17 protein-coding genes and 1 riboswitch are annotated in these 16,381 nt (G+C 37.0%); of the genes, 3 read left to right on the forward strand and 14 right to left on the reverse strand.

The features are described 5' to 3' along the window. Nucleotides 1-66 precede the first annotated feature (66 nt). A complete protein-coding gene (locus TE34_RS04750) occupies nucleotides 67-351 on the forward strand; it encodes a hypothetical protein (protein ID WP_047983683.1) in 285 nt (94 codons plus the stop codon). A gap of 68 nt (nucleotides 352-419) precedes the next feature. Here the strand turns inward: TE34_RS04750 and TE34_RS04755 are convergent, their stop codons facing one another. Continuing rightward, nucleotides 420-692: a YutD family protein gene (locus TE34_RS04755; RefSeq protein WP_047983684.1), complete on the reverse strand. Its 273-nt coding sequence runs from the start codon at nucleotides 690-692 to the stop codon at nucleotides 420-422. Nucleotides 693-831: 139 nt separating this feature from the next. Here TE34_RS04755 and TE34_RS04760 point away from each other — a divergent pair, with 139 nt between their 5' ends. Next, the gene (locus tag TE34_RS04760; RefSeq protein WP_047983685.1) at nucleotides 832-1,401 is read left to right on the forward strand and encodes a YhcN/YlaJ family sporulation lipoprotein; all 570 of its coding nucleotides are present in this window, start codon (nucleotides 832-834) and stop codon (nucleotides 1,399-1,401) included. Between the two features lie 44 nt (nucleotides 1,402-1,445). After that, on the forward strand, nucleotides 1,446-2,414 hold the full coding sequence (locus TE34_RS04765) for a M23 family metallopeptidase (RefSeq protein ID WP_047983686.1): 969 nt from the start codon (nucleotides 1,446-1,448) through the stop codon (nucleotides 2,412-2,414). Nucleotides 2,415-2,461: 47 nt separating this feature from the next. Here TE34_RS04765 and TE34_RS20940 read toward each other — a convergent pair whose 3' ends face one another. The 13 genes from TE34_RS20940 to sufC all read right to left on the reverse strand — a co-directional run bounded on the left by TE34_RS20940 (nucleotide 2,462) and on the right by sufC (nucleotide 16,299). Beyond that, nucleotides 2,462-2,563, reverse strand: coding sequence for a MetS family NSS transporter small subunit (locus TE34_RS20940; RefSeq protein ID WP_157037578.1), 102 nt, complete (start codon nucleotides 2,561-2,563; stop codon nucleotides 2,462-2,464). A gap of 1 nt (nucleotide 2,564) precedes the next feature. Beyond that, nucleotides 2,565-4,100: a sodium-dependent transporter gene (locus TE34_RS04770; protein WP_047983687.1), complete on the reverse strand. Its 1,536-nt coding sequence runs from the start codon at nucleotides 4,098-4,100 to the stop codon at nucleotides 2,565-2,567. A 321-nt stretch (nucleotides 4,101-4,421) separates the two neighbouring features. Next, nucleotides 4,422-5,957 carry a Na+/H+ antiporter NhaC family protein gene (locus TE34_RS04775; protein ID WP_047983688.1) on the reverse strand — a complete coding sequence of 512 codons (1,536 nt, stop codon included), beginning with the start codon at nucleotides 5,955-5,957 and terminating at the stop codon, nucleotides 4,422-4,424. A 143-nt stretch (nucleotides 5,958-6,100) separates the two neighbouring features. After that, a riboswitch (Lysine riboswitch) is annotated at nucleotides 6,101-6,275 on the reverse strand. A 46-nt stretch (nucleotides 6,276-6,321) separates the two neighbouring features. Then, nucleotides 6,322-7,101: a sporulation protein YunB gene (gene yunB / locus TE34_RS04780; protein ID WP_047983689.1), complete on the reverse strand. Its 780-nt coding sequence runs from the start codon at nucleotides 7,099-7,101 to the stop codon at nucleotides 6,322-6,324. A 54-nt stretch (nucleotides 7,102-7,155) separates the two neighbouring features. Beyond that, complete coding sequence (locus tag TE34_RS04785) at nucleotides 7,156-8,238, reverse strand: HD-GYP domain-containing protein (RefSeq protein WP_047983690.1); 1,083 nt, start codon at nucleotides 8,236-8,238, stop codon at nucleotides 7,156-7,158. 129 nt (nucleotides 8,239-8,367) lie between these two features. Beyond that, nucleotides 8,368-8,673 carry a YunC family protein gene (locus TE34_RS04790; protein ID WP_047983691.1) on the reverse strand — a complete coding sequence of 102 codons (306 nt, stop codon included), beginning with the start codon at nucleotides 8,671-8,673 and terminating at the stop codon, nucleotides 8,368-8,370. A 48-nt stretch (nucleotides 8,674-8,721) separates the two neighbouring features. After that, on the reverse strand, nucleotides 8,722-10,140 hold the full coding sequence (locus tag TE34_RS04795) for a bifunctional metallophosphatase/5'-nucleotidase (protein WP_236687101.1): 1,419 nt from the start codon (nucleotides 10,138-10,140) through the stop codon (nucleotides 8,722-8,724). A gap of 12 nt (nucleotides 10,141-10,152) precedes the next feature. Beyond that, nucleotides 10,153-11,019: a sulfite exporter TauE/SafE family protein gene (locus tag TE34_RS04800; protein WP_236687102.1), complete on the reverse strand. Its 867-nt coding sequence runs from the start codon at nucleotides 11,017-11,019 to the stop codon at nucleotides 10,153-10,155. A gap of 104 nt (nucleotides 11,020-11,123) precedes the next feature. Continuing rightward, the gene (sufB, locus tag TE34_RS04805) at nucleotides 11,124-12,521 is read right to left on the reverse strand and encodes a Fe-S cluster assembly protein SufB (protein ID WP_047983692.1); all 1,398 of its coding nucleotides are present in this window, start codon (nucleotides 12,519-12,521) and stop codon (nucleotides 11,124-11,126) included. 26 nt (nucleotides 12,522-12,547) lie between these two features. Further along, nucleotides 12,548-12,979: a Fe-S cluster assembly sulfur transfer protein SufU gene (gene sufU, locus TE34_RS04810; RefSeq protein WP_047983693.1), complete on the reverse strand. Its 432-nt coding sequence runs from the start codon at nucleotides 12,977-12,979 to the stop codon at nucleotides 12,548-12,550. Next, entirely contained in the window at nucleotides 12,969-14,189 is a 1,221-nt protein-coding gene (locus tag TE34_RS04815; protein ID WP_047983694.1) for a cysteine desulfurase, read from the reverse strand. The genes sufU and TE34_RS04815 overlap by 11 nt, the downstream gene beginning before the upstream one ends. Next, a complete protein-coding gene (gene sufD / locus TE34_RS04820; protein ID WP_047983695.1) occupies nucleotides 14,189-15,496 on the reverse strand; it encodes a Fe-S cluster assembly protein SufD in 1,308 nt (435 codons plus the stop codon). Before sufD ends, TE34_RS04815 begins: the two co-directional genes overlap by 1 nt. Nucleotides 15,497-15,513: 17 nt before the next feature. Further along, the gene (gene sufC, locus TE34_RS04825; RefSeq protein ID WP_047983696.1) at nucleotides 15,514-16,299 is read right to left on the reverse strand and encodes a Fe-S cluster assembly ATPase SufC; all 786 of its coding nucleotides are present in this window, start codon (nucleotides 16,297-16,299) and stop codon (nucleotides 15,514-15,516) included. Nucleotides 16,300-16,381: the final 82 nt, after the last annotated feature.

Raw genomic sequence — 16,381 nt, forward strand, 5'->3', positions numbered from 1 at the left:
AACAAATGGAATACTTATATTTTCACATAATGTAAATGATAAATAGTAAAGAAGGGGCTGAGGAAAATGGACAAAAGTAAAGATAAGAAACGATTTTCTGACTTTTCTAACGTACGTGATCAGAAAAACTATCTAATCCCTGAGGAATTTCCGGAAGGGCCATTCGGCTCTAGTATACAAAAAGAGGAACCTGTCTCTAGTAAGTCAACACCTTGGGAAGAGGGACAACGCAGACAAAGTGCTTTCGTCTATCCCTATAAGCAATTACATGAAGATTTACCACGACAAATCGAGGGAGCTCACCCGATTCACGATCATCCCGACGATGTGAATCCAGAGCAGGAAAATTAAATTAATAACAATTATTAAAGGGGACAGACCCCTCTCATACAGATGAGGGGCCTGTCCCTAAACAATCGCTAATCTTTCTTTTGTAAAACAAAATAAGCACAACCAAAATTACAGTATTCATATAAGTAATCATCTAAAGTGCCAATTTTTGAGTCCTCGGAAGCCTTGGAATTGCGATCATGATAAAATCCCTTTAACCTCAACTGCTCGTATCCCCAATCCCCGACAATGAAATCGTATTTTTTCAAAATATCTGAGTAGCGATCTTCTAGCGCTTTTTGCTGGAAACCATCTTTTACATTTTCAATTAACTCGTAATTTTTTCCAAATAATTCAATCAACGAAATTCACCTCTCATGCATTGTCTATAGTTTACCATACTTTTATGAATATCAGCTATTCTGTTTTTTCATTGCATGATTTCTCACGTTTACAACAAACTACTAGTAATGCAACTTGTAACTATAGGAGGATTAAGAAATGATAAGAATAGTAAGCATCCTTGCTCTAGGAATTGTCTTAACTGCTTGTGCGCAAACAGATAGCTCCACTGGTGAGCGAGAACAAATGTTAGATGAATTAGACCCTAATCGAGAGAACAATACACAGAATACATCTAATACTGATGATAAACTGGGATATGTAAATTATTCAAAAGAACAAATTGACATGGATAAAGAAGAGCATCATATAGCAAAAATTAATCGTGTACAGATGGCCGATACCATAGCCAGAATGATCCTTAGAACTGATGGGTTTGACAGAGTTTCCACATTAGTTACAGATGAGGAAGTACTTATTGCCTATGAGCGGGATGAAGGATTGGACCAAAATGTAGCAGCAGATATTGCCAGCAAGACTGCTGAATCAATTATGCCAGGATTTTACCATATCTACGTGTCCGACAACGCAACATTAATTCAGGATATTCAGAGCTTGCATAATTCATCAAGTCTAGACCCGGAATACGACAATACATTAGATCAAATTATCACTGAAATGAAAAAGTCACCACAAGGGGTTAAAAATAGCGAGGAAATGGCGGACTAACAACGTGGTTAGTCCGATTCCCTTTTCGAAAATGAGGTGAGATAATGACGTATAAAAGTTTCCCCCTCTTCCTATTTTCATTCAGTTTAATATGTCTATTTCCAACTTTTACTTCTGCTAATGACAATGACGAAAATATCTATGACAAGCGAATGGCTCTTTACAAAAAGACGGAAGCTTTAACCGAAATTCCATGGTATTTTATAGCTGCTGTTGACCAATATGAAAGACAAATTTATAAAGATATAGAAGATGACCAAGTAATTTCCATACGGATTCCACCTGAACTTTGGTTTGGACCAGGAAATGACTCCATGGATGAAAATGCGATTAAATTACTCGGGGGTATTGGAAAAGATGGCAATGGCGATAAAAAAGCCGACCCTGATAATGGGGAAGATGTATTATTTACGATGGCATTGTACATTACGAGTTACGGATATTCGGCAGAGGATTTCAAAATTGCTTTATGGAATTATTATAAACGTGATTTAACCGTTCAAACAATTAAAAATACAGCCCGTGTTTTTAAGAAATTTAATGGTATAAATTTAACAGATCGTGATTTTCCCGTTGCAATCAACTATAACTATAGCTACAGAAATACTTGGGGAGATAGACGTGGATTTGGCGGTAATCGAATTCATGAAGGAACCGATATATTTGCAGGCTATGGAACTCCAGTTCACTCAACAACGTATGGAGTTGTTGAATTGAAAGGATGGAATCTATATGGTGGATGGCGAATTGGAATCCGTGATATTTATAATATTTATCACTATTATGCCCATTTAAGTGGGTTCCAAGATGGACTTAAAGTTGGACAAATTGTAAAACCAGGTGATGTTATTGGAAGTGTTGGATCAACTGGTTATGGTCCACCAGGCACATCTGGAAAGTTCCCCCCTCATTTACATTATGGAATGTATAAAGATAATGGTTATAGTGAATGGTCATTTGATCCCTATCCATACTTGAGAAAATGGGAACGAATGACAAAAAATAAAGATTAAAAAAGAAGACTGTCTAAGATTTGTCTAAGACAGTCTTCTTGCTATTATTAATTCGCTTCTTTTGCTTTTTTAACAGCCCACCAAATACTTGCTGCTAAACCTCCCCAAACAATTACAATAGATAGAATCATAAAGGAAATCCATACCATCTTATTGTGCCTCCTTCTTATAAGACTCTTCTTCTTCTACTGAAGGCTTTTTCCATTTTGTTATTGCCAAAATTATACCTACTACTAAAGCTCCAATTGCTACTGCCCATCCACCCCATAGGATGAATGCATTAGAGTAACCTTCATAATTTCCTGTAGCAGTATCAAATTCTCTTAGCAAGTTCTGTTTGAATAGTCCAACCATCATATAACCTAGAACGAATGGCGTAATCACTGATAAACTCACTGTCCACCAAGCACCTAGCTTGATATCAGATATTTCATTAGCATGGTCTTTAAGATTTTTAACTTCTCTTAGCATCCATGCAATTAGAACTACTTCTACTAAACCAAGAAGAGCCACACCAAATTGGTTAATAAAGTAATCAGCTGCATCTAGGAAATACAATCCGCCACGCGTAGCAAATAGCAGTGAAATTAATGCTGCTACCCCACCACCATAGGCAACCGCTTTCCCTCGAGAAATCTTAAATTTATCCATTAAACCAGCTACATATGTTTCCGTGATTGACATTAGTGATGTCAAACCTGCTAAAACTAATGAAGCAAAGAATAAGAATCCAAATAAAGCATTTAATCCAGGGAATTGGTTAATAATTTCTGGGAATACAACAAACGCTAAGCCCACACCAGCATCTACAACTTCACTTACTGGTTCACCTACTTGCCCAGCCATATATCCTAAAATTCCAAAAACCCCAATACCAGCTAATAGTTCAAAACTTGAGTTACCAAAACCAGTAATAAACGCATTATTGGTAATATCAGACTTCTTAGGTAAATAACTTGAATACGTTATCATGATCGCAAATGCAATCGATAAACTAAAGAATATTTGTCCGTAAGCAGCAACCCAAACGTCAGGACTAAAGATCTTACTGAAGTCAGGAGTAAAGAATGCTTCCAGTCCATCCATTGCACCAGGTAAAGTAATTGCTCGAATAACAATAATTAAGAAAAGAATTACCAATGCCGGAATAAAGATTCGGTTTGCAATTTCAATACCCTTTTTAACACCTTTAAATAAAATACCTAGAACAATAACCCAAACTAAGATAAGCGGAATGAGTACCCCTGGTACAAATCCTCCAATTTCACCAGGAGTATCTGCCAGTTGTAGGTATTCGCCAAATAGGAAACCTCCTGTATCCTCTCCCCAGTTTAAATTAAATGAAAACACAGAATAAGACATTGCCCAGGCAATAATAACTGAATAATAGGTAGAAATGACAAAAGCGACTAATACTGCCCACCATCCAATAAATTCTGTCTTCTTATTCATCCTCTTAAAGGATAACGGTGCAGAACCTCGGTACTTATGACCCATTGTGAATTCCATTATAAGAATCGGAATCCCTGCAGTCAGTAAAGCAAATAAATAAGGGATTAAGAAGGCACCCCCACCATTTTCATAGGCTACAGCTGGAAAGCGCCAAATGTTACCTAAACCAACAGCTGACCCAACTGCAGCCAAAATAAACCCTGCTCTTGTTCCCCACTGAGAACGTGTTTCCATATAAAGACCTCCTCATTCTATTTTTTCTTATTACTTATGTAAAAGTAGTAATAAGCTAGGAATATGTATCTACCTTCCGTAATTTCAGTAATATTTGGTAATATTGCAGTTTTCTGAAATTACTGAACTTGTCTGTATTATAACGGTACTTTATTCTTATGTCAAAGGTATTTTTTATAATCTTGCACATATTTAGAAATTTAAAAAAGAACATAAAAAAGGACCTAACTCGACTCTAAAACACCAGATTTAGTAGTTAGATACAACCACTTATTTGATGCTAAAAGAACGATTGATGTTAGATCCTTTAATTATTTTTAATTATTTATTTTTGTTTATAGTATTTAGCAGAAATGCAGTTAAAGCAATTAAAACAAGCGTAATTATTAGTCCGAAGAAAAGGTTATTGGTTAATCCTATAATAAGGTAACCAACAACAGATGCAACCGCAACAATCAACGCATAAGGCAACTGTGTTAATACGTGATCGATATGATTTGCCCCTGCACCAGTTGAAGAAAGAACGGTCGTATCAGAAATAGGTGACACATGGTCTCCAAACACCGCACCCGCTAATACTGCAGCAAGTGATGGGATGATTAACGATGGATCGGCAATAGCCATTACTTCTGCTGCAATTGGTAGCATAATTCCAAATGTACCCCAAGATGTTCCTGTTGCCAGTGCCATAAATCCAGAAATAACAAAGAATATTACTGGTAATATACCCGAACTAATATTAGCATTTTCAGCAACTGTAGCTAAATATTCACCAGTTTGTAGCGTAGAAATAATCGAACCAATCATCCATGCTAATAAGAGAATATAAATAGCAGGAAGCATTGCCTTAACTCCCTCAACAAGGACTAGGCCAGTTTTTGCATGTTGATTTTGCTGTAATAAATATAATATAAAAGCTACTAGAACTGCAGCAACTCCACCAACAAATAAGGAAAAGTTAACATTTGTATTTTCAAATATAGAAATCAGTGTGACAGTATCCCCGCTTGCATTAGCACCTGTAATAACCATGGAACTAATTGTAGTTACTAACAATATAATAATCGGTAATATTAAATGAATAACTCTTCCCTTTTTACTTGGATCAAATGCATGTGTTAAATCTCCCGGCACGGTAGTCCCCTTGGGAATCACTTCGCCAGTAGATTGAGCTAGACTTTCATGTTTCTTCATAGGGCCTACATTTAAATTTAGAATAGCAGTTAAGAAAACAAGTAGTAACGCTCCGATTGCATATAGATTATAAGGAATCATCTTTACAAATGCCTCTAAAGGTTGTAAACCTGTAAAAGCAACTAACCCGCCGATTACACCAATTAAGTAAGCTCCCCAGCTTGATATCGGAGAAATTACAGTAACCGGAGCTGATGTCGAATCAATAAAGTAAGCTAGCTTTGCACGTGAAATATTATGTCTATCTGTTAAAGGTCTTGCAATTTGTCCAACAGCTAAAGCATTGAAATAATCATCAATAAAAATAATGATACCAAGAATTGGAGACATAAGTTGTGCGCCTATTCGTGTTTTGATTTTTGCTATCATCCAATCTCCAAACGCCTGACTGCCACCAGATGCTTGAAGAAAAGCAGTCATAATTCCTAATAATAGTAAAAATCCAATTAGTTGTAGGTCACCTGTATTAAGTGCTCCATCGGAAATAAAGATGCCATAAAACACATTCCAAACCTCCGTAATACTACCTATTAAATTAAAATCATGAATAAATAATGCCCCTACGATAATTCCTACCCCTAAAGAGAGTAGTACTTTTCTTGTTAGTAAAACTAAGACTAGCATAATAATTGCTGGAATAAGTGAAAAAATTGTTCCTTCCATGTCCATACCTCCATTGTTGTAATTAGTTTGCGCTGTCCGTCCATGGAGATACGTGAATAGAAAAAATCTATTTTTCCACACAAAAAAGCAACGATAGAAAATAACCTATCATTGCTTCTGCATTATATACGTTATCCTCCATTTCGATCTGTAGTCCTCCATGCGACGTGCAGCATGACAGTTTGCCTTTTATTCAAAGACACCCCAGCAATAATAAGTTTGACCCTTATTACGCTTCGGCAAATAAGCCTTTCACCAATAATCATAGTTGTCATCCTCCTATTGGTTACTCTTCTTATCCGCACCTCTACCTCACCGATCTGATAAGGTTTCTATTAAGTTATAAGAATACTATACAAGATTCTTATTCATCTTGCAAGTCTTCTTTTGGAATTGCTATGGAAGGGTCACCACCATTGCCACTATAAAATTCTGGTACAACACCCATTACAAGGTTTTTGTCTATTAATATTTTTGTATCAACTGTAGTAACTTTGGATGTAAAAGGAACGACTACTTGAACGTCTGCTTCTACGTGTACATATACAGACACAAACACATTATTTATCGGCAACTGCTCTATTTCCTCAATTAATTGTGTTCGAACAGCACCTACTAGTTCTAAGTTTACAGGGATTCTAGGTCCTAAATTTGCTAAAATGGAATTTCCAGTCGCTTGACCAATTGGAATTTCAATTACGGTTGGATCACGATCAACTAATTCATCTACTGTATCACCATAAACATCGGGCTCTCCAAGTGGATCACTGTATTGGGGAGGCGTTCCTCGATTCATACTATGAAAAAACTCTTCCACTCTATCAGTGGCAGCTCGATTAATTTTATTTACTACGGATGCATCCCAGCCTACTCCCGATATATTACCTTCTTCTGTCTTTTCTAAATATGCTACATCATCGAATGTATACTCTTCTGCAAACTTAACGGCAGAATTAATCCCTCTAGTAGCAAATTCGTCTACTTTTACCTCAGCAATTTCAACAATGGTTGGAGTAATCTTTTCATCAATAAATTCCAGGCTGAAATATGTTATAAGAATAAATAGAACAAAAGATATCATTAATATATATCTTGTTGGAGGTGACGTTCTCCTTCCTACAAACCCCATCCGATGCCTTTTCATAAAAAAACCTCCTCAGTACAATCTATGCTTGTTCCAAGGAGGGTAGAATTAAATTTAGACTAAATCACAGCTTGTTATCGTAACATTTAATTGTTGCGATAAGTCCAATGTATACGGTTCAATATCGCGATCTTCTTCTTTCAAGATTCTGATGATAGGACGATCACATATATGTTTATTTTGTCTTACCACGACACCATGACGCTTATCGTTTAATTCAACGGTTATGCCATTCGGGTAAACGGCTACACTATTCTTAAATGCTTCTATGATTCGAATATCAAATTGATTAACCGCACCAGTATATAGAAGTTCTAGCCCCTCATGAGGAAGCATTGCCTTCCGGTAAACGCGATTACTAGTAACTGCATCAAATACATCTGCTGCCCCAATAATTTGAGCAAATAGATGAATATCATTTCCTTTTAGACCACGTGGATATCCAGATCCATTTAATCGTTCATGATGCTGATACGCGCAATGCGCTACAACTGAGGAATAGGTATGATTTTTTCTTAGAAAATCATATCCAAGCGTTGTGTGAGTTTTCATCGTCGTGAATTCTTCCTCTGTTAGCTTATCAGGTTTCTGTAGAATATCCGGGTCAATAAATACCTTCCCAATGTCATGAAGAATAGCACCTTTACCCAATTCAGATAATTCTTTTGCGTTTAATCTTAACTGTGCTCCAATTGCTAACGCATAAATAGTTACATTTAAGGAATGCTGGTATATGTAATCATCCGTTAAATAAATGTCAGCGAGTAGAGTAATAGATTCGGGATGACTGTTTATCTCTTCCATAATTCGATTAATGATATCAGATAAATTTTTACCTTCCTGATCCAAGGTAAACGGATTATTAGTAAGCTTTGTTTTCTGGATATTCGTAAACAAACGCTTCATTGATGTCGTAGCATCCTGGCGTAGCCTTTCGGAAATTGCTGGTTGTACCACGATATCCTTTGTAGCTTCATCTTCTATGTAGACATAGGTAACCCCTTGTTCTTCTAAACGTCCAATAAGCCTTTCAGTCAATGCTACACCATTATGTAGTAAAATCGTGCCATTATCACGATATATACTTTGTCCTAAAATATCTCCTAGTTGAATTGCTGCGGTTGCGACTAATTTCATTATGTACTCCTAACCAGCCATCTATAATACGGCAATTTTCGACAATACATTATAATAATAGTATCAAATATATTTTGAAAAAGCTATTGGAAAATCGACATATAAAAATGCCTCCCACCGGAGACATTTTTAAGATATTCGTTTTAATGCTTCCTTTCCAATCATCCCAACTTCCCAACCATAATGTTCTTTGGAAGCATCTGTAATTTTCTCCAGCGGAGCTTCTAGTAGATCGTCTATCGTACGTACCCCTACTGCCCTTGCAGCAATCACTTGTCGCACTTTTAATTTTTCACTTAATAAATCTACATCAAGAGCCCCACACATGATATAACCAATCTCATTCGTAATCATCAACAGGTTCGTTTTTGGTAACTCAACTTTAATCGCAGTAAACACCACACCGTCAACTTCTAGGGGATTTATTGTAATCATAAACTGCCTCCTTTGTCATGTACACTATATATCTATGCAAATAGGAGGTCATTTGTCACGATTACGAGCGACAACTAAAAGTGGGCCTTCAGTGTTTCCTTCAAAAAATCGCGAATAAAATGTGGGAGTATATAAGTTTTTTTTCTCAGATTTAGCAACCTCAGGTAATAACCTTCCAAATGTAAAGGCATCTGGTGTAACGAGAGAATAGGTATGCTCTGTATCAATTGGAGATCCTTGAAACTTAACTTTATCCACATATTCTTGCCCATTCCGAAGTATTCCTGTTTCTACTTCAATGCCTGAGAAAACCATTTTACCTAATACTTCCCCACGAAAACCAAAGCCTTTTAACGGATACTCCATAAATTCTTTCGTTAAGGAGGCTCGAACGACTTCGATTAATTCAGCCCCGCTAAGTTCAACAATGCAAGGATTTATTGGATGCGGGCATACGCGATGAATGTCTCCTAATGTTATCGTTCCCTCAGAAAACCCATCTAGTAATAGCCCGGTATTAAACATTGCACAATCTGCCTCGGTATATTCTCTTATAGTATCTGTCAGAAGTTGCATTATTTGATTGTGTCTATACCAATTAACATCTATTGGTTCAGCAATCGTTACAATCACATCTTCCAATGCCTTTTCAGATTTTTCTAGTAAGGAATTTATTTGGTAGGTTGTTTCAATATCCTCATTAATTTCTGAGATATTGGTTGCATAGGCTTCCTTTTTTATTAATCTATTTTCCCGATGATCCCAAGTTAAAATTACCTCTCCAACATAGTGGCAGTGTTTCCCTGCAGCAGTAATAATTGTTTGGTTAATCTCTTCAGCCGTTTGAATTAAATGATGCGTGTGTCCACCAATTATCACATCAATATCAGTAAACCTCCTAGCAATTTCCTGGTCCTCATTTATACCTAAGTGCGATAATAGAACAATTACATCCGTTGTTTTTTTCAACTCTAACACTAGCTTTTCTAACACGGCATACGGATCAGCGATATGCCAACCTAACAGCTCATAATAGTCATTGAAAGGAGCAGTAAGCCCGATAACCCCTACTTTTACTCCTTGAACAGACTGTATACGTACCGACTGACTCAGCCAGTCCGGTAATTGATTATCCAAGCTTTCTAGATTTGCACAAACCACCTTAAACGCTGCATCATCATATAAATGAAACAAGTCCTCATGACCAAAAGTAATTCCCTCATTATTTCCAATGGTTACTAAATCATAACCAACCTCATTGAGTAGAAAGACATTTCCTCTTCCCATGAGCGCTTCAGATATTGGATGCACACGGTCCACATGGTCACCTATATCAACTATCCAGTATGAATCATTAGCTTTTTCCCGCCTAGCCTTTGCTTCTTTCATAAAAGTGGCAACACGCGGCCACTGTTCGAAGTTACTATGTAGATCATTTGTATAATAAAAATATAGTTTTTCTTGCATTCAAAAATCTCCTTAAGCTGTTAACCCGTTAATAATCATTCTAACTCCAATAAGAATCAATGTTATTCTTAATACCCATTCCAATGTTTTTCCTTTTAAAAATTGACTAGTCTTAGCACCTAATTTCCCACCAATCCATGCTCCAGGAATAAAAAATAAAACATATTCCCAAACAATATGTCCTAGTGCAATATGGGTGCTTGCCCCGATAACACTAACGAAAAAGATCATAAACATGGAAGTCGCAGTAGCAATATGAACAGGAAAACCAAATAATAATATCATGGCTGGAACCATAATCGAGCCTCCACCTATTCCAAACAATCCTGACATCATCCCTACCGTTAATGATAAGAAAAAGGCAAAAACCGGTGATACAGCATATTCATAAAGCTCGCCATCAACTAGAAAGGATCTTCTAGTTTTACCACGTAAGGTGAGCTTTTGTTGTGGTCTTTTTTTCAAGAAGAACAACATGGAAATAATGATGATTAAAATTCCGAAATATAGTAAAAAAGCATCTGTCTCCATAAACTGGTTTAGCCAAGAACCAAAGACACTCCCTGGTATACTCCCAGTTAAAAATAGTAGCCCAGTCTTATAGTCCACCCTACCTTTCTTAAAATAAGTAAGAGTGGAAGATAACGAAGTAAAAATCATTGTAATTAATGAAATCCCTACTATGGCTTGTGGTGATGCCCATTCAAATCCAGGCACAAATTGATGTAATAGAATTAAAATTGGAATTAGAATTACTCCGCCACCAAGCCCAACTAAACTACCAACAAATGCTGTTAAAACTCCAACAAGTACACAAATAATAAATACCAAGCCAATAACCTCTGTCCTATTTTTAGTTTCTATTCTATATTTTAGCATTCTTTTATAAAGATTCCTACCGAGCAATAGAAAGTTCGAACGTATCCGACAATATAAAAAACCTGAATCCATTTTGGATTCAGGTTTTTGATTCATGAAATAGCTTAACCAATAGAACCTTCCATCTCGAATTTGATAAGACGGTTCATTTCAACTGCATATTCCATCGGAAGTTCTTTTGTAAATGGTTCGATGAAGCCCATTACGATCATTTCTGTTGCTTCTTCTTCTGTTAAACCTCTACTCATTAGGTAGAATAGTTGCTCTTCAGATACTTTAGAAACTTTCGCTTCATGCTCCAGTGAGATATTATCATTTAGAATCTCATTGTAAGGGATTGTATCAGAAGTTGACTCGTTATCAAGGATTAACGTATCACACTCGATATTTGCACGTGCACCATCTGCTTTACGTCCAAAGTGAACGATCCCACGGTATGATACTTTACCACCTTGTTTCGAGAATGACTTCGAAACAATTGTAGAAGATGTGTTTGGTGCTAAGTGATGCATTTTCGCACCAGCATCTTGTACTTGACCTTTACCTGCAATAGCGATAGAGATCGTGTTACCACGAGCACCTTCACCTCTAAGAATAACCGCAGGATATTTCATCGTTAATTTAGAACCAATGTTACCATCAATCCATTCCATTGTTCCGTTTGCATCAACTACAGCACGCTTTGTAACTAGGTTGTATACGTTATTAGCCCAGTTTTGAATCGTAGTATAACGGCAATAACCATCTTTCTTAACGATTATTTCAACAACCGCACTGTGAAGTGAGTTGGTTGTATATACTGGTGCCGTACAACCTTCTACATAGTGAACAGATGCGCCTTCATCTACAACGATTAACGTTCTTTCAAACTGTCCCATATTTTCAGAGTTAATACGGAAGTATGCTTGAAGTGGTGTATTTGTTTTAACACCTTTTGGAACATAGATGAATGATCCACCAGACCAAACCGCCGAGTTAAGTGCAGAGAATTTATTATCAGAGTAAGGGATTACTGTTCCGAAGTACTCTTTAAATAATTCTTCATTCTCTTTTAGTGCAGTATCTGTATCTTTAAAAATAATACCTAAATCTTCTAAGTCCTCTTTTAAGCTGTGGTATACAACTTCTGATTCATACTGTGCAGAAACACCAGCAAGGTATTTTTGTTCTGCTTCTGGAATACCAAGTTTATCAAATGTTTGTTTGATTTCAGCAGGCACTTCATCCCATGTTCTACCTTGTTTTTCAGAAGGTTTAACATAATACACAATCTCATCAAAATCAAGACCTGTTAAGTCTCCACCCCATTGTGGCATTGGACGCTCATAAAAATGCTCTAATGCTTTTAAGCGATAATCTAACATCCACTGAGGTTCTTCTTTCATATTCGAGATTTCTTCCACGACTCTCCGCGTTAAACCACGTTCTGTACGGAAGATAGAAACGTCTTTATCACGAAAGCCATATTTATACTCATCTATTTCAGGCGCTTTCTTTGCCATTATATATACCCTCCTTTAAGTATTCGTTACTTCTCATTAACTCCCTTTTCCATCGCTTTCCATGCTAGGGTTGCACATTTGATTCGAGCTGGGAATTGCGAAACACCACTCAATGCTTCTGCATCTCCTAGTTCTAGCTCTGAATCAACTTCCTCCCCAAGCATCATCTCTGAAAAGATTTTCGACATTTGGAGAGCATCTGATACAGGTTTTCCTTTAATTGCTTGTGTCATCATAGATGCTGATGACATACTAATCGAGCAACCTTCCCCTTGAAACTTAGCATCTTTTACTACTCCATCTTCCACTTGTAGTTGAAGTTGTATACGGTCACCACATGTTGGATTATTCATATCCACTGTTAATGCGTCACCTTCAAGTTCACCGCGGTTTCGTGGGTTTTTATAATGATCCATAATAACTTGTCTGTAAAGTGTTTCCAAGTTGTTAAAAGACATGACCGAAAAACTCCTTCGTCTTCAAAAGTCCGTCTACTAATTTTTCTACATCATCTTCTGTATTATATAGATAGAAGCTTGCTCTTGCTGTTGCTGTTACATTCAACCATTTCATTAATGGTTGTGCACAGTGATGGCCAGCTCGAACAGCTATTCCATAAGAATCTAATGCAGTTGCAACATCATGTGGATGAACATCCCCAAGGTTAAATGTGACTAGAGCTGCTCTGTGTTCTGGTCCATAGACTTTAATGCCTTCAACCGTGCGTAAACGATCCATCACATAATCTGCTAATTTTTGTTCATGGTCTAGAATGTTATCCATGCCGACTTCTTCTAAAAAGTCAATCGCAGCAGCAAGACCAATTGCTCCCCCAATAATAGGAGTACCACCTTCAAACTTCCAAGGTAGTTCTTTCCATGTAGAATCTTGTAGTGAAACAAAATCAATCATTTCTCCACCGAATTCCACAGGCTCCATGTTCTCAAGTAACTCCCTTTTGCCATATAAAACACCGATACCAGTTGGTGCTAGCATTTTATGTCCAGAGAAAGCATAGAAATCACAATCTAAATCCTGCACATCTACTTTCATATGAGGAACACCTTGTGCACCATCAACTACAAGGATAGCACCTTTGCTATGTGCAATGGTAGCTATTTCTTTAACTGGGTTTATTGTTCCCAATACATTAGAAACATGTGCAATTGCTACAATCTTCGTATTCTCCGTAACAAGCTGGCGGTAATCATCCAAAGATACCGTACCATCAGCTTGTAAGGGAACATAGTTTAGCGTTGCACCTGTTGCTTTTGCAGCTTGCTGCCAAGGAATAATATTACTATGATGCTCCATTGGAGTTATTAGAATTTCATCTCCAGGTTTCAAGTTTGCTCGAGCATAACTCATAGCAACTGAATTAATAGCAGTAGTTGTACCACGATTAAAAATTATTTCCTGTGTACTCTTCGCATTGATAAACCTACGAACCTTCTCTCGTGCACCCTCATATTGATCTGTAGCACGAGACCCTAATGTATGAACACCACGGTGAACATTCGCATTGTCAAAACGGTAGTAATTTTCAACTGCCTCGATCACAGAAATTGGTTTCTGTGAAGTTGCAGAAGAATCAAGATAAACTAATGGATGGCCATTGACTTCCTGATCAAGTATCGGAAACATCTGCCGGATAGCTTTTACGTCCATTAGTTAACTTTCCTTTCAATTACTTGTTTTAACTGTTTTTTAACAGCAGCAATAGGTAGTTGAGCAACTACTGGATCTAAGAAACCATGAATAACTAATCGTTCTGCCTCTTCTTGTGTAATACCACGACTCATGAGGTAGTAAAGTTGCATAGGGTCTACACGGCCAACGGAAGCCGCGTGTCCTGCAGTCACATCATCTTCTTCGATTAATAGAATTGGGTTGGCATCACCACGTGCCTTCTCACTTAACATTAGAACGCGAGATGTTTGTTCATTATTAGCACCTGTAGCACCATGTTCAATCTTACCAATTGCGTTGAAGATAGTAGTTGCACTCTCTTTCATTACACCACGTTGTAAGATTTGTGCATCAGAATTTTTACCCCACTGCGCAATTTTAGCAGTAAAGTTTTGAATTTGCTTCCCACGGCCAACAGTAACCGCATTAGCATTAGAAACAGATCCATCACCAATTAGATGTGTTACGTTTTCCGATACTGTATTACCATCGTTCATTTGTCCAAGAGCCCAGTCAATAGTTGCATGACGATAACCGACACCACGTCGATTCACATACGTTGTCGTACCTGCTGCAAAATTATCTACCGCACCAAACGAGATTTTAGCATTATCTTGTGCAATAACCTCTGTAACGATATTAGCAACTGTAGCTTCTTCTTTATTATTAGAAATGTAATTTTCAACATAAGTTAGTTCACTGTTTTCTTCAGCTACTACTAACACATGGTTTACTAGCGCTACTTCTGGGTCTTCTTGCCAGAATACAGCTTGAAGTGGTTCTTCAATTTGAACATTCTTAGGAACATAAACAAAGACGCCACCATTCATTAAAGCTGCGTGTAAGGCAGTTAATTTATGTTCATCAACGGACACAGCATCTTTCATGTAATAACGTTTTACTAGTTCTTCATGTTCTTTCAGAGCTGTAAAAATATCTGTAAAGATTACACCTTTATTTTTAAGTTCTTCGTTTAATTGTGCGAAAGCTACAGAGTGGTTACGCTGAATAACAATATTCTCTGGTAAGTTCTCAACATCAAAGAAATCTTGAATTTCAGCCGGTAAATCTGTTAATGAAGAAATTGTTTCTCCTGTAGCTACATGCTTGAAACGTGTAAAATTCCAATTACCGATTTTTGTTTTATCTGGTTTTGGTAATTCTAAAGATTCAGCTTGTTCTAGCGCATTTATACGTAATTCCTTCATCCAAGCTGGTTCATTACGTTCGCTAGAGAACTGTTCAATATAACTTTTATCATAAGGTAGCTTTGTGTCTACAGCCATATTACCCCTCCTAACTATTAAGCGTTTTGCCCAACTGTTTCGTCTTCAATACCTAATTCTTCTTTAATCCAGTCATATCCTTCTGCTTCCAAACGATGAGCTAGTTCAGGTCCACCGGATTTCACAACGCGACCTTGCATCATAACGTGTACAAAGTCTGGAGTAATATAATTTAATAGACGTTGATAGTGTGTAATAATTAAGCAACCGAAGTTTTCGCCACGCATTTTGTTGATCCCTTTTGAAACAACTTTTAATGCGTCAATATCTAATCCTGAATCAATCTCATCTAAGATAGCAATATCAGGCTTAATTTGCATTAATTGAAGAATTTCATTACGTTTCTTTTCCCCACCTGAGAATCCTTCATTTAAGTATCTTGTTGCCATGCTTTGATCGATTTCTAGGTAATCTAAGTCTTTATCTAAGTCCTTAATGAATTTCATTAAAGGAATTTCATCGCCTTCTTCACGGCGTGCGTTAATTGCTGAACGTAGGAAGTCAGAAGTAGTTACACCACTAATCTCACTAGGATACTGCATCGCTAAGAATAGACCAGCACGTGCACGCTCATCTACTTCCATCTCTAATACATCTTCACCATTTAAAAGAACGCTTCCTTCTGTAATTTCATACTTTGGATGCCCCATAATTGCAGATGCTAATGTTGATTTACCTGTTCCGTTTGGACCCATGATTGCATGGAATTCCCCACCTTTAATTGTTAAATCAACACCCTTTAATATTTCTTTACCTTCAATTTCAACATGAAGATTTTTAATTTCTAATGTAGATCCTGCCATATCGATACCTCCATATATTATCTTGTTTTTGGATATGTAATATAATGATATCCATTCTCAATTTATTCTCATTACAATCTTA

Origin of the sequence: Ornithinibacillus californiensis (genome assembly GCF_001038485.1) — a bacterium.
Lineage (GTDB): Bacteria > Bacillota > Bacilli > Bacillales > Amphibacillaceae > Ornithinibacillus > Ornithinibacillus californiensis.

Coding starts and splice junctions, on each gene's coding strand:
- TE34_RS04790 (WP_047983691.1), bottom strand. CDS start 8,673: ATGATTACAATAAATCCCCTAGAAGTTGACGGTGTGGTGTTTACTGCG.
- sufC (WP_047983696.1), bottom strand. CDS start 16,299: ATGGCAGGATCTACATTAGAAATTAAAAATCTTCATGTTGAAATTGAA.
- yunB (WP_047983689.1), bottom strand. CDS start 7,101: ATGAAAAGGCATCGGATGGGGTTTGTAGGAAGGAGAACGTCACCTCCA.
- sufB (WP_047983692.1), bottom strand. CDS start 12,521: ATGGCAAAGAAAGCGCCTGAAATAGATGAGTATAAATATGGCTTTCGT.
- TE34_RS04750 (WP_047983683.1), top strand. CDS start 67: ATGGACAAAAGTAAAGATAAGAAACGATTTTCTGACTTTTCTAACGTA.
- TE34_RS04785 (WP_047983690.1), bottom strand. CDS start 8,238: ATGAAATTAGTCGCAACCGCAGCAATTCAACTAGGAGATATTTTAGGA.
- TE34_RS04815 (WP_047983694.1), bottom strand. CDS start 14,189: ATGGACGTAAAAGCTATCCGGCAGATGTTTCCGATACTTGATCAGGAA.
- sufU (WP_047983693.1), bottom strand. CDS start 12,979: ATGTCTTTTAACAACTTGGAAACACTTTACAGACAAGTTATTATGGAT.
- TE34_RS04760 (WP_047983685.1), top strand. CDS start 832: ATGATAAGAATAGTAAGCATCCTTGCTCTAGGAATTGTCTTAACTGCT.
- TE34_RS04800 (WP_236687102.1), bottom strand. CDS start 11,019: ATGCTAAAATATAGAATAGAAACTAAAAATAGGACAGAGGTTATTGGC.
- TE34_RS04795 (WP_236687101.1), bottom strand. CDS start 10,140: ATGCAAGAAAAACTATATTTTTATTATACAAATGATCTACATAGTAAC.
- TE34_RS04770 (WP_047983687.1), bottom strand. CDS start 4,100: ATGGAAACACGTTCTCAGTGGGGAACAAGAGCAGGGTTTATTTTGGCT.
- sufD (WP_047983695.1), bottom strand. CDS start 15,496: ATGGCTGTAGACACAAAGCTACCTTATGATAAAAGTTATATTGAACAG.
- TE34_RS04765 (WP_047983686.1), top strand. CDS start 1,446: ATGACGTATAAAAGTTTCCCCCTCTTCCTATTTTCATTCAGTTTAATA.
- TE34_RS04775 (WP_047983688.1), bottom strand. CDS start 5,957: ATGGAAGGAACAATTTTTTCACTTATTCCAGCAATTATTATGCTAGTC.
- TE34_RS20940 (WP_157037578.1), bottom strand. CDS start 2,563: ATGGTATGGATTTCCTTTATGATTCTATCTATTGTAATTGTTTGGGGA.